Here is a 12,807-nt window from a genome sequence, read left to right as displayed (position 1 = left end):
GGGGCCTCCTCAGGCCTTGCCGGCCAGGAACATCGGGCCGCCCTTGTGGGCGGGAAAGCCGTAGCCGTTGATCATCACGAGGTCGATGTCGCCGGGACGGGCTGCGACGCCCTCCGCCAGCAGCGCCGCGCCCTCGTCGGCCATCGCCCGGAGCAGGCGGGCCATGATCTCGTCGGCCGAAAAGCCGCGCGGCGCTATGCCCTTGGCGGCGCGCTCGGCCGCGACCAGCGCCGTCACCGCGGGATCGACCGCGCGCTCGCCGGAGGAATAGTCGTACCAGCCGCGCCCGGCCTTGCGGCCGAGGCGTCCGGCCTCGCAGAGGCGGTCGGCGATGGCGACATAGCGCTCCCTCGGGTCGCGCGTCGCCGCCTGCCGCTTGCGACGCGCCCAGGCGATCTCCAGGCCGGCCATGTCGCTGACGGCGAAGACGCCCATCGGGAAGCCCCAGGCTTCGAGCGCCGCGTCGACCTCCTGCGGTGCGGCGCCGTCCTCCACCATGAACTCGGCTTCGCGACGATAGGCGGAATAGACGCGGTTGCCGACGAAGCCCTCGCTCGCCCGGCAGACGACGGGCAGCTTGCCGAGCGCCCGGGCGAAGGCCAGCGCGCCGGCCAGCACCTCGGCGGCGGTCGCCCGGCAGTCGACGACCTCGACCAGCCGCATGATGTTCGCGGGCGAAAAGAAATGCAGGCCGACGACCTGCTCGGGCCGGGCGGTGGCGGCCGCGATCGCGTCGGGATCGAGATAGCTGGTGTTGGTGGCGAGGATGGCATCCGGACGCACCGCGCCGCCCAGCCGGCGGAACAGCTCGGTCTTTACGGCGAGGTCGTCGAACACGGCTTCGATCACCAGGTCGGCGCCGGCGAGGCCGGCGATGTCGGCCGCCGTCGAGAGCCGGGAGCGGCAGGCGTCCCGCGCGTCCGCCGCGAGGCGGCCGGACCGCGCCGCCTTGTCGAGCAGGCCGGCGATGCGCTCGCGCCCCTTCTCCGCGGCGTCGGCCGTCTGCTCGACGCCGATCACGCGGTAGCCGGCCGTCAGCGCCGCCGCCGCGATGCCCGAGCCCATCAGGCCGAGCCCGACGATGCCGACGGTGGCGATGGCCCGCGGCGTGATGCCGTCGAGCTTCTCCACCCTGCCGGCCGCACGCTCGGCGAAGAAGACATGGCGCAGCGCCGCCGCCTCGCGCGAGTCGCGCAGTCTCAGGAAGGCCGCGCGTTCCTCGGCGAGGCCTTCGCGGAGGCCGAGGCCGGCCGCCGCCATGACGAGGCGCACCGCCTCGGCGGGCGCGGCCTGGCCGCGGGCCCGGGCCAGCACCTTCCTCGCGGCGGCCTCGATGGTCGCGGGGGCGCCGGTCGCGACGGCGCGTTCGCCCGTGCGCCGGAGCGGGGCCGATGTCATGCGCCGCGCCAGCGCCGCAGCCTCGGCGACGGGATCGTCGGCGAGGGCGTCGACGAGGCCGAGCTCGAGCGCCTCGTCCGGCCTGGCGCTGCGGCCGCTGCCGATCAGGTCGATGGCGACGGCGACGCCGACCAGCCGCGGCAGGCGCTGCGTGCCTCCCGCGCCGGGCACGATGCCGAGCTTGACCTCGGGAAGCCCGAAGCTCGCCGTCCTGCCCGCGATCCGCCCGTGGCAGGCCAGTGCGATCTCCGCGCCGCCGCCGAGCGCCGCGCCGTTGACCGCCGCCACGATCGGCTTGGCGAACCGCTCGAGACGCTCGACGACGTCGGCAAGGGTCGGCTCGACCGGCGGCTTGCCGAATTCCCGGATGTCGGCGCCGCCGACGAAGATGCGTCCCGCGCCGGTGACCACGACAGCCTCGATCGCGCCCGGCGCGGCGGCATGGTCGAGCGCCGCCATCAGGCCGATACGCACATGGCTCGACATGGCGTTGACGGGCGGATTGTCGATGGTGACGACGAGCACCCCGTCGGCGGCGGAGCCGGTCACGCTCTGGGAAAATCGGGTCGCGCCCATGCTCTCAGTCCGGAACGACGGCGATGGCCTGGATCTCGATCTTGGCGCGGTCCTCGACCAGCGCCGCCACCTGCATCGCGGCCATGGCCGGGAAATGCCGCCCGATCACCTCGCGATAGGCCTGGCCGATGGCGCGCAGGTTCCGGGTGTATTCCGCCTTGTCCGTGAAGTACCAGGTCATCGAGGTGATGTGCTGCGGCTCGGCGCCGCCGGCCCGCAGCACGGCCACGACATTGGCGAGCGTCTGGCGCACCTGGCCGACGAAATCGTCGGTCTCGAACCGGCATTGGCCGTTCCAGCCGATCTGGCCGCCGACGAAGATGGTGCGGCCGCGCGCCGCCACGCCGTTGGCGTAGCCGACGGGCCTGGCCCAGCCCTCGGGTTGCAGGACGTCATGCATCAGCGGTCTCCCGATGTCTTGCGAACGCGGCGCGGAGGCCCGGCCGGTGGAGGTGCGGAATTCCCGCGGGCACGTCTGCGCGCATCTTTCTACCTCGCAGCCTTCATCAGGTCGCGGCCGATGATCAGCTTCTGCACCTCGGTGGCGCCTTCGTAGATGCGCAGCGCGCGGATCTCGCGGTAGAGACGCTCGGTGATCTCGCCGACGCGCACGCCGCGGCCGCCGAACAGCTGCAGCGCCTGGTCGATCACCCATTGCGCATTCTCGGTCGCCGTCATCTTGGCCATGGCGGCTTCGCGGGTGATGGGCAGGGCCTGCACGTCCCGGCGCCAGGCGACGCGAGCCGTCAGCAGCGCCGCCGCGTCGATGGCCGCCGCCATCTCGCCCAGCGTGCTCTGTGCGGTCGGCAGATCGGCCAGCGTGGCGCCGAACATCCTGCGCGCCTTGGCGTGGGCAACGGCCTCGTCCAGCGCGCGGCGGGCAAAGCCGAGCGCCGCCGCCGCCACGGACGGGCGGAAGATGTCCAGCGTGCGCATGGCGATCTTGAAGCCTTCGCCCGGCGCACCGAGGCGTTGCGAGGCGGGGATGCGGCAGCCGTCGAAGCGGATGCGGGCCAGCGGATGCGGCGCGATCGTCTCGATGCGCTCGGCGACGGTGAAACCGGGGGTGTCGGCGAAGACGACGAAGGCGGAGATGCCGCGCGTGCCCGGCGCTTCGCCGGTCCGGGCGAACAGGGTGTAGACATCGGCGATACCGCCGTTGGAGATGAAGGTCTTCTCGCCGTCCAGCACGTAGTCGTCGCCGTCGCGGCGGGCCGTGGACCCCATGGCCGCCACGTCCGAGCCGGCCTCCGGCTCGGTCAGCGCGAAGGCGGCGATCCACTCGCCCCGGGCGATCCGCGGCAGGATGCGGTCCTTGAGCGCCTCCGGGCCCGACAGGCTGACGGCGCCGGTGCCCAGTCCCTGCATGGCGAAGGCAAAATCGGCGAGGCCGTCGGCGTAGGCCAGCGTCTCGCGGATCAGGCAGAGCGCGCGGCTGTCGATCGCCGTCGACGCGCCGCCATAGGCCGCCGGAACGCAGTGGCGCAGGATGCCGGCCTGCCCCAGCGCCTTGACCAGGCGGCGGCAACTGCCGTCCACATCGGTGTGATCGATCGCGCCGAGGCCGCCGGCGGCGATGACGGTATCCAGGGTGCCGGCCAGGATGCGATGGCCGTCGGCGAAGAACGGCCAGTCGAGATGGTCGCGGCTCGGCGCGCCGGCGGACCTTGCGGGTGCAGACACGGCTCAGTTCCCCTCGAACGCGGGCTTGGCCTTGGCCGCGAAGGCCTCAAAGGCACGGCGGAAGTCGCCGGTCGCCATGCAGAGGGCCTGCGCCTGCGCTTCCGCCTCGATCAACTGGTCGATGCCCATGGCCCATTCCTGGTCGAGCATCGTCTTGGTGACGGTGTGGGCGAACCAGGGGCCGTCGGCGATATCGCGCGCGAAATCGCGGGCGGCGCCGATGAGGGCCGGGCGCTCGTGCAGCGCGTTGTAGAAGCCCCAGGCATGGCCCTCGGCCGCCGACATGACCCGGCCGGTGAACAGGAGCTCGGCGGCGCGGCCCTGGCCGATGATGCGCGGAAGGATGCCGCAGGCGCCCATGTCGGCGCCGGCCAGCCCGACGCGGTTGAACAGGAAGGCGGTCCTGGCCTCGGGCGTGGCCAGGCGATAGTCCGACGCCATGGCGAGGATGGCGCCCGCGCCGACGCAGATGCCGTCGACGGCGGCGATGACCGGCTGCGGGCAGGCCCGGATCTGGCGCACGAGGTCGCCGGTGAGGCGCGTGAAGTCGAGCAGGTCGCGGGTCGGCATCCGCGTGAGCGGCTCGATGATCTCGAACACGTCGCCGCCGGAGCAGAAATTGCCGCCCGCGCCGGTCAGCACGACGGCGCGCACGTCCCCGGCGCGATGGAGCGCGCGGAACAGGTCTCCCAGTTCCTCGTAGCTTTCGAAGGTCAGCGGGTTCTTCTTGTCCGGCCGGTCGAGGGTGATGACGGCCACGCGTCCGTCGGCATCGGTTTCGAAGCGGAAATGCCGGGCCTGGTGGCCCTTGAACGCCCGCCGCCTGTCCTGCATCGGATTGGTCACGTCATCCTCCAAGAACTTCGCCGCCGGCGACCGGGATCGCCTGGCCGGTGATCGCGCTCGCCCCTTCCGACACCAGCCAGATCACGCAATCGGCCACTTCCTGCGGCGTCACGAGGCGTCCCTGCGGGTTGGCGCGGGCCAGGGCCGCCCGCGCCTCCTGCGGCGTGCGGCCGGTCTTGCCGACGATGGTCTCCACCGCGCCGTCGAGCAGCGGCGTGTCGGTGAACCCCGGGCACACGGCGTTGACGGTCACGCCGGTGCGGGCGAGCTCCAGCGCCAGCGCACGGGTGAGGCCGACCACGCCGTGCTTGGCGGCGCAGTAGGCCGACACATAGGCGTAACCGGTGAGGCCGGCGGTGCTGGCCACGTTGACGATGCGGCCCTTGCCGGCGCGCCTGACCGAGGCGAGGGCGGCCTGCGTCACCAGGTAGGTGCCGGTGAGGTTGAGGCCGATCACCCGGCTCCACAAGGCGAGGTCGGTCTTGTCGAAGGGCGCGGACGGCGCCGCGCCCGCGCAGTTGACCAGGATGGCGACGTCGCCGCCCCGGTCCAGCGCCGCGGCGATGCCGGCTTCGACGGCGGCGGCATTCGCGACGTCGAAGCCGTCCAGGACGAAGGCCGTGCCGCCGGCGGCCGCGATCTCGGCGCGCGCGGCCTCCAGGGGCCCGGCGCGCCGGCCGCAGAGGCTGACGCGGTGGCCCTGCGCGGCGAGCGCGAGGGCGATCGCCCTGCCGATGCCGCTGCCCGCGCCGGTGACCAGGGCGTGGCGGCCGCTCATGCCTTGCCTCCGGGCATGGCCGCGGCGCGGGCGAGGTTGGTCACATATTGCTGGCGGCCCGAGCGGTACTGCTTCGGCCATTCCTGGGCGTCGTAGCCGATCCTGGCCGCCTCATGCAGCACGAAGGCCGGATCGGCGAGGTGCGGACGGGCGATGGCGCACAGGTCGGCCCGGCCGGCGGCGATGATCGAGTTGACGTGGTCTGCTTCCGAGATGGCGCCGACGGCGATGGTCGGCACCCCGGCCTCGTTGCGGATCCTGTCGGAGAAGGGGGTCTGGAACAGGCGTCCGTAGACCGGCCTCTCGTCCTTCACCACCTGGCCCGAGGAGCAGTCGATGAGGTCGGCGCCGGCCTCCTTGAACATGCGGGCGAAGATCGCCGCGGTCTCCGGGGTGTTGCCGCCGTCGTGCCAGTCATGGGCGGACAGGCGGATGGAGATCGGCCGGTCCTCCGGCCAGACCGCGCGGATGGCGCGGAAGACCTCGAGCGGGAAGCGGGCCCGGTTCTCGTGGCTGCCGCCATAGTCGTCGTCGCGCCGGTTGGTCAGCGGCGACAGGAAGGAGGAGAGCAGGTAGCCGTGCGCGGCGTGCAGCTCCAGGATGTCGAAGCCGGCGTCGCGGGCGCGCGCCGCGGCGCCGGCGAAATCGGCCATGACGCGCTCCATGTCGGCGCGCGTCATGGCGCGCGGCACGGCGGAGTGATCGAGATAGGGCAGCGCCGAGGCCGAGATCAGCGGCCAGCCGCCCTCCTCGACGGGCTCGTCGATGCCCTCCCAGGCCAGCTTCGTCGCGCCCTTGCGGCCGGCATGGCCGAGTTGGATGCCGATCTTGGCCGAGGTGCGCTCGTGCACGAAATCCACGATGCGCCGGAAGGCCGCCGCCTGTTCGCCGTTCCACAGGCCGAGGCAGCCGGGCGTGATGCGGGCATCCGGCGACACGCAGGTCATTTCCGGGAAGACCAGCGCCGCCCCGCCCATGGCGCGGGCGCCGAGATGGACCAGGTGGAAGTCGTCCGGCAGGCCGTCCCTGGCCGAGTACATGGCCATGGGCGAGACGACGACGCGGTTCTTCAGCGTCAGGCCGCGCACCGTGAACGGCGTGAACATCGGCGGCACCGGCCTGCCGTCCGGTTGAGCGGGGGCGCCGGCGCGCTCGGCGAACCAGCGCTCGAAGCCTTCCAGCCAGTCCCGGTCGCGCAGGCGCAGGTTCTCGTGGCTGATGCGCTGGGAGCGGGTCAGCATCGAATACATGAACTGTTCCGGCTCCAGCGTGTCGGCGTAGCGGGTGCCGACCACCTCGAACCATTCCATCGCGTTACGGGCCGCGTTCTGGATGCGGGCGACGTCGACGCGGCGCACCTGCTCATAGGCGGCGAGCACGGAGGGAATGCTCGCCCGGTCGTGGCCGATCCGGTCGAACTGCCGGGTGAGCTCGATGGCGTCGTCGATGGCCAGCTTGGTGCCGGAGCCGATGGCGAAATGGGCGGTGTGGGCGCTGTCGCCCATCAGCACGACATGGCTCCTGCCGTTGAAATGGCTCCACGTCTCGCAGATCAGCCGTCCGAAGTTCAGCCAGGCCGAGCCGCGCAGGTGGCGGGCATTGGTCATCAGCCTGTGGCCGTCCAGCGTATCGGCGAACAGGGTCTCGCAGAAGGCGACGGACTGGTCCTGGTCCATGGCGTCGATGCCGTGCGCCCTGAACACCTCGTCGGTGGTCTCGACGATGAAGGTCGAGGTGTTCTCGTCGAACCGGTAGATGTGGGCCTGGAACCAGCCGTGCTCGGTCCGCCGGAAGTCGAAGGTGAAGGCGTCGAAGCGCTTGTCGGTGCCCAGCCAGATGTAGCGGTTCGGGCGCATGACCATGTCGGGCTTGAACGCATCGGCATATCTGGCGCGGATGCGCGAGTTGACGCCGTCGGAGGCGATGACGAGATCGGCGTCGGGAAACTCCTCGTCGTCCCTGACGTCGTGCTCGAACACCAGCTCGACGCCCAGCTCCAGGCAGCGCTCCTGCAGGATGTTCAGCATCTTCTTCCGGCCGATGCCGACGAAGCCGTGGCCGGTGGTGCGGATCATGCGTCCCTTGAACACCAGCTCGATGTCGTCCCAGTGGTTGAAGGCAACCTCGATGGCCTGCGCCGTCGGCGGATCCCATTGGCGCATGGACTGCATGGTGGCGTCGGAGAACACCACGCCCCAGCCGAAGGTGTCGAAGGGGCGGTTGCGCTCCACCACGGTGACGCTGTGGCCCGGATGCTGCTTCTTCATCAGCAGCGCGAAATAGAGACCGGCCGGGCCGCCACCGATACACACGATCCGCATGCCGCGCCTCCCGAGGCTTCGGCCGGGCTGCCGATCGCAGCTTTCCGATGCCGGCCAGGAGGGCAGGATGAACCCCTTTGCCAAAAGCTTCAAGCTTAAAATAATTGGACGCGCCAAATCCCGGTCCGGACGATCGACCGGCGGACGGTGGTGCTCCGACCGTCGCCGGGGAGAGCGTGCGCGCGGCGGCGTTCAGGCTCGTTCGCGAACAGGTGCTCCGTTACTCCCGGGGCGCGCCCTCTCAACAGTCAGGGCGCCGACCCATAGGCGTTGAGATAGGCGGCGCAATCTCGCTCCTGGGGAGGGCGACGCCCTTTTCAGCAGCGGCATGGTCCGGCGCTATCTTGGCGCCTATGGGATCACGTCCGGTCGTGCTCCTCAGGCGCGGTCGAGGCCGGCCACGATGGAGCGCTTGAGCCTGCCGAGCCGGTCGAGCAGCACCTCGCCGTCGCCGGCGTCCAGGCCGGCGAACAGGCCGGCGATCCACTCGGCATGGACCGCCGCCATCTTCCTGAATTCGGCGCGGCCGAACCGGGTGAGCGTGATGATCTGCACCCGGCGATCGGTGGGGGAGGTGATGCGGCTGATATGGCCGCTCTCCACCAGGCGTTCGACCAGCGCCGTGATATTGCCGGGCGACACCATCATGCGCTTGGAAATTTCGCCCAGCACCATGCCGTCCGGTGCCCGCTCGAGCTGCGCCATCAGGTCGAAGCGGGGCAGGGTGCAGTCGAACTCCTCGCGCAGCCGGCGCCGGATCTCCGTCTCCACCAGCGTCGAGCAGGTCAGGAGCCGCAGCCACAGGCGCAGATCCGCGCCGTGGTCGCCGGGGGTCTCCAGCACCTTGGTCTCGCCGTCGATCCAATCCGGCGCGATTTCGCTCGTCTTGCTCTGCTGGCTCACCGCGGGCAGCCCATGTCTGGAATCCATAGCCGGACGGCGCCGATTCCGGCGTGCTTGCTTGTAGGACCGTCCGGCCCGCGCCGACAAGATCGGCCGACGGCCGCCGAAGCCGGCACGGACTGAAGCTCAGTCCGGCGTGCGCAGCCGGAAGCGCTGGATCTTGCCCGTCGCGGTCTTGGGCAGGGCCTCGACGAACCTGACCGAGCGCGGATATTTGTAGGGCGCGATGACGGCCTTGACGTGGTCCTGCAGCCGCTTGACCGTCAGCGCGTCGCCCGCCACGCCGGCCGCCAGCACGACATGGGCCTCGACGATATGACCGCGCTCGGGATCGGGGGCGCCGATCACGGCGCATTCGGCCACGTCCGGGTGCGCGATCAGCGCCGCCTCGACCTCCGGGCCGGCGATGTTGTAGCCGGCGCTGATGATCATGTCGTCGGATCGCGCCGCAAAATGAAAGAAGCCGGCCTCGTCCTGCACGAAGGTGTCGCCGGTCAGGTTCCAGCCGGCGCGGACATAGTCGCGCTGGCGCTCGTCGGCCATGTAGCGGCAGCCGGTCGGGCCGCGCACGGCCAGCCTGCCGATGGTGCCGCGCGGCACCTCGTTCATGGCCTCGTCGACGATGCGGGCCTCGTAGCCGCCGACCGGCCTGCCGGTGCAGGCGGGGCGGCTGTCCTCGAAGCGGTTGGAGATGAAGATGTGCAGCATCTCCGTCGCGCCGATGCCGTCGAGGATCGGCTTGCCTGTCCGGCGCGTCCATTCCTCGAACACCGGGCCGGGCAAGGTCTCGCCGGCCGATACGGCGACGCGCAGCGACGAGAGGTCTGCCCCCTGTTCCGCCGCCTTCAGCATCGCCCGATAGGCGGTCGGCGCCGTGAACGACACCGTGGCCCTGTAGGTCTGGATGATGTCGACCATGTTCGGCGGCGTCGCCTGCTCCAGGAGCGTGGCGGCCGCCCCGAACCGCAGCGGGAAGATCGCCAGGCCGCCCAGGCCGAAGGTGAAGGCCAGCGGCGGGGAGCCGACGAAGATGTCGTCCTGCCGCACCTGCAGGATGTCCTTGGCATAGGTGTCGGCGATGATCAGCAGGTCGCGATGAAAGTGCATCGTCGCCTTGGGCATGCCGGTGGTGCCCGAGGTGAAGCCGAGCAGCGCTACATCGTCCCGGCCGGTCCTGACCGCCTCGAAGATGACGGGCTTGTCGAGGGCGACGCGGTCCAGCTCGGCGTCGTGGTTGGCCGTGCCGTCGAAGCCGATCACCTGCCTGAGGAAGCGGCTCTCCTTGGCGCAGGCGATCATCTCTTCCATCAGGCGCGTGTCGCAGAGCGCCAGGGAGATTTCAGCCTTGTCGACGATCTTGGCCAGCTCCCCGGCCCGCAGCATCGGCATGGTGTTGACCACCACCGCGCCCGCCTTGGTGGCGGCGAGCCAGCAGGCGACCATGGCCGGATTGTTGGCCGAGCGGATCAGCACGCGGTTGCCCGGCTTGACCCCGTAATTCTCCACCAGGGCATGCGCGATGCGGCTGGTCCAGTCCGACAATTCCTTGTAGGTGCGGCGGCGGCCATTGCCGATCAGCGCCGTATGGTCGCCGAAGCCCCGCTCGACCAGGCGGTCCGTGAGCTCGACGGCGGCGTTGAGGTGGTCGGGATAGTCGAAGCCGTCGAGCAGGAAATCCGGCCACTGGTCCGGAGGCGGAAGATTGTCGCGGGTGAAGGTGTCGATATGCGCCGATGGTCCGAGCATGGCCTCCCCCTGGATGAGCGCCATGGCAGCGCGGCCCGCGTGCCGGCATGCCTCATGAATCTGGTCTTGCCGGAAGCCCTCGCGCAGTCGTCGAACCCGCTGCGCAGACGCGGCGGCCTCCCGTCGCCGATTGAGAAGAGGGTACGCACGACTTCGAATTTATTTCAAGCATAAAGTTTTTCTGCTATGGCTGGCGCCGCGGGCTCGTGCATTGCCGGGGTGTTTTCGCGAGGCAGGCTTGCGTAAAGTTGCGGCCGGAAGCGGCAGGCGCCGCCGTGTCCGGACCAGTCCTGCGTTCCGGCCTGCGGCCGCGGCGCGGGGATCAACAGGCCGGGTGGGAAACATGTACGAACGCCGGGTGCTCGATTGGGACGACGCTTACGCAAACGGCGCCAACATCGCGGGCGGCGACCGGTGGCCCGGCGCCTGGATCGAGGCGGCGAAGGCGTTCAGCGACAGGCTTGCGGCGGCGGGACGGGCGAAGCGAGGCATCGTCTACGGCGCCGGGCCGCGCAATCGGCTGGACCTGTTCCTGCCGCAGGGCGCGCCGAAGGGGCTCGTGGTCTTCATCCACGGCGGCTACTGGATGGAGTCCGATGAGAGCGCCTGGTCGCATCTCGCCGCCGGATCGGTCGACAGGGGCTATGCCGTCGCGATGCCGGCCTATACGCTCTGCCCGGAGGCGAGGATTGCGGACATCGTGCGCGAGACAGGGGTCGCGATCACCAGGGCGGCGGAGATGGTCGACGGCCCGGTCATGCTGAGCGGCCACTCCGCCGGCGGCCACCTGGCCAGCCGCATGGTCTCGGCGACGACGCCGCTGCCGGCGAGCGTGCAGGCCCGCATCCGCAACGTCGTCTCCATCTCCGGCCTGCACGACCTGCGTCCGCTGATGGCGACGGGCATGAACGCGACGTTGCGCATCGACGAGGCCGAGGCGCTGGCCGAAAGCCCGGCCCTGCTGCGGCCGATGGCCGACGTCCGCGTCACCTGCTGGGTCGGCGGCGGCGAGCGCCACGAGTTCCTGCGCCAGAGCGCGCTGCTGGCCAATGTCTGGACGGGCCTCGGCGCGACGACGGCCGCGGTCGTCGAGCCCGATCGCCACCATTTCAGCATCGTCGAGGGGCTTGCGGACGCCGGCCATGCCCTGACGCGAACCTTGCTCGGCCATGGCGCATGACGAGGCCGCGGGGCCAAAAGGCCGATATCAAAAAAATAGAGGCCTTCTCCAACAGGCCGCGCTGTGACATCGCTGCCGCCACCGCACATACTGCCGCGGTCGCGGACTCCAGAAAAGGGCACCACGCCGGCCGCAAGGTCCGGCCAGGGCCATAACCACCGAGGGGAAAACCATGAGGCAAACCATGAAGCGGCTCCTGATCGCATCGGTCTCGAGCCTGATCCTGGCCGGCGCGGCGCAGGCCGAGGAGGTCAAGATCGGCATCGAGATGGGCTTCAGCGGCCCGATCGAGACGCTGACGCCGCCGATGGCCCAGGCCGCCGAGCTCGCGATCAAGGAAGTCAACGAGGCCGGCAATTTTCTCGGCGGGACCAAGGTGACCTCGGTCCGCGGTGATGAAACCTGCATCGATTCCGGGGCGGCGACCGCCACGGCCGAGCGCCTGATCACCTCGGACAAGGTTGCCGGCATCATCGGCCCGACCTGTTCGGGCGCCACCAGCGCCGTGCTGACCAATGTCGCCATTCCCAACGGCATGGTCCTGATCTCGCCCTCGGCCACGTCGCCGGGCCTGTCGTCCGTCGACAGCAAGGGCCTGTTCTACCGCACCGCGCCCTCCGACTCCCGCGAGGGCGAGCTGCTGGCGCAGATCATGATGCAGCGCGGCGTCAAGTCGGCCGCCATCAGCTACACCAACAACGACTACGGCAAGGGCATTGCCGCCTCGATCCAGGCCGCCTTCGAGAAGCTCGGCGGCAAGATCACGCTCAGCGCCCCGCACGAGGACGGCAAGGGCGACTATTCGGCCGAGGTCGGCGCCCTGGCCGCCGCGGGCGGCGACGCCATCGTGGTGGCGGGATATGCCGACCAGGGCGGCGCCGGGATCGTCCAGACCGTCCTGGATACCGGCGCCTTCTCGAAATTCGTCTTCCCGAACGGCATGTGGGGCGCCAGCCTCCTGAAGAGGTTCGGCAAGCAGCTCGACGGCACCTTCGGCGACCTGCCGGGCTCCGACAGCGCCGGCGCCGCCAAGCTGCTGGAGATGACCAAGGCCGCGGGCATCAACGGCACGGCGACCTTCGTGCCGGAGAGCTACGACGCCACGGCGATCATGCTGCTGGCCATGCAGGCGGCCGGTTCCGCCAAGCCGGCGGACTATAAGGGCAAGATCATGGACGTGGTCAACGCCCCGGGCGAGAAGATCTATCCGGGCGACCTCGCCAAGGCGCTGAAGATCCTCAAGGAGGGCGGCGACATCGACTATGAGGGCGCCTCTGCGGTCGAGTTCATCGGCAAGGGCGAGAGCGCCGGCTCCTATCGCGAGGTCGAGGTCGAAAACGGCGCGATGAAGACAGTCAAGGTCCACTGAACCTCGC

The 12,807-nt window shown here is 70.4% G+C and carries 10 protein-coding genes; 2 read left to right on the top strand and 8 right to left on the bottom strand.

Going from position 1 to position 12,807, the window contains the following annotated elements; genetic code table 11:
• Window positions 1-9: 9 nt before the first annotated feature.
• The 8 genes from AC27L4_RS05670 to AC27L4_RS05635 form a co-directional block, all read right to left on the bottom strand.
• Window positions 10-1,974, bottom strand: coding sequence for a 3-hydroxyacyl-CoA dehydrogenase NAD-binding domain-containing protein (locus AC27L4_RS05670; RefSeq protein ID WP_487141076.1), 1,965 nt, complete (start codon window positions 1,972-1,974; stop codon window positions 10-12).
• Between the two features lie 4 nt (window positions 1,975-1,978).
• On the bottom strand, window positions 1,979-2,374 hold the full coding sequence (locus AC27L4_RS05665; RefSeq protein ID WP_487141075.1) for a RidA family protein: 396 nt from the start codon (window positions 2,372-2,374) through the stop codon (window positions 1,979-1,981).
• A gap of 89 nt (window positions 2,375-2,463) precedes the next feature.
• On the bottom strand, window positions 2,464-3,657 hold the full coding sequence (locus AC27L4_RS05660) for an acyl-CoA dehydrogenase family protein (RefSeq protein ID WP_487141074.1): 1,194 nt from the start codon (window positions 3,655-3,657) through the stop codon (window positions 2,464-2,466).
• A 3-nt stretch (window positions 3,658-3,660) separates the two neighbouring features.
• Window positions 3,661-4,491, bottom strand: coding sequence for an enoyl-CoA hydratase family protein (locus AC27L4_RS05655; RefSeq protein WP_487141911.1), 831 nt, complete (start codon window positions 4,489-4,491; stop codon window positions 3,661-3,663).
• Between the two features lie 13 nt (window positions 4,492-4,504).
• Window positions 4,505-5,281: an SDR family NAD(P)-dependent oxidoreductase gene (locus AC27L4_RS05650; protein WP_487141073.1), complete on the bottom strand. Its 777-nt coding sequence runs from the start codon at window positions 5,279-5,281 to the stop codon at window positions 4,505-4,507.
• Window positions 5,278-7,602 (bottom strand): bifunctional salicylyl-CoA 5-hydroxylase/oxidoreductase, encoded by a 2,325-nt coding sequence (locus AC27L4_RS05645; RefSeq protein ID WP_487141072.1) that lies wholly within the window; start codon window positions 7,600-7,602, stop codon window positions 5,278-5,280. Before AC27L4_RS05645 ends, AC27L4_RS05650 begins: the two co-directional genes overlap by 4 nt.
• A gap of 378 nt (window positions 7,603-7,980) precedes the next feature.
• The gene (locus tag AC27L4_RS05640) at window positions 7,981-8,514 is read right to left on the bottom strand and encodes a MarR family winged helix-turn-helix transcriptional regulator (RefSeq protein ID WP_487141910.1); all 534 of its coding nucleotides are present in this window, start codon (window positions 8,512-8,514) and stop codon (window positions 7,981-7,983) included.
• A 117-nt stretch (window positions 8,515-8,631) separates the two neighbouring features.
• Entirely contained in the window at window positions 8,632-10,251 is a 1,620-nt protein-coding gene (locus tag AC27L4_RS05635) for a benzoate-CoA ligase family protein (protein WP_487141071.1), read from the bottom strand.
• A gap of 343 nt (window positions 10,252-10,594) precedes the next feature.
• On the opposite strand from AC27L4_RS05635, the gene AC27L4_RS05630 reads away from it, so the two are divergent.
• Complete coding sequence (locus tag AC27L4_RS05630) at window positions 10,595-11,431, top strand: alpha/beta hydrolase (protein WP_487141070.1); 837 nt, start codon at window positions 10,595-10,597, stop codon at window positions 11,429-11,431.
• A gap of 184 nt (window positions 11,432-11,615) precedes the next feature.
• Window positions 11,616-12,800 carry an ABC transporter substrate-binding protein gene (locus AC27L4_RS05625; RefSeq protein ID WP_487141069.1) on the top strand — a complete coding sequence of 395 codons (1,185 nt, stop codon included), beginning with the start codon at window positions 11,616-11,618 and terminating at the stop codon, window positions 12,798-12,800.
• The last annotated feature ends 7 nt before the right edge of the window (window positions 12,801-12,807 follow it).

This window comes from Labrys sp. Lb11 (genome assembly GCF_057554225.1).
This window is presented reverse-complemented; position numbering and strand designations above follow the sequence as displayed.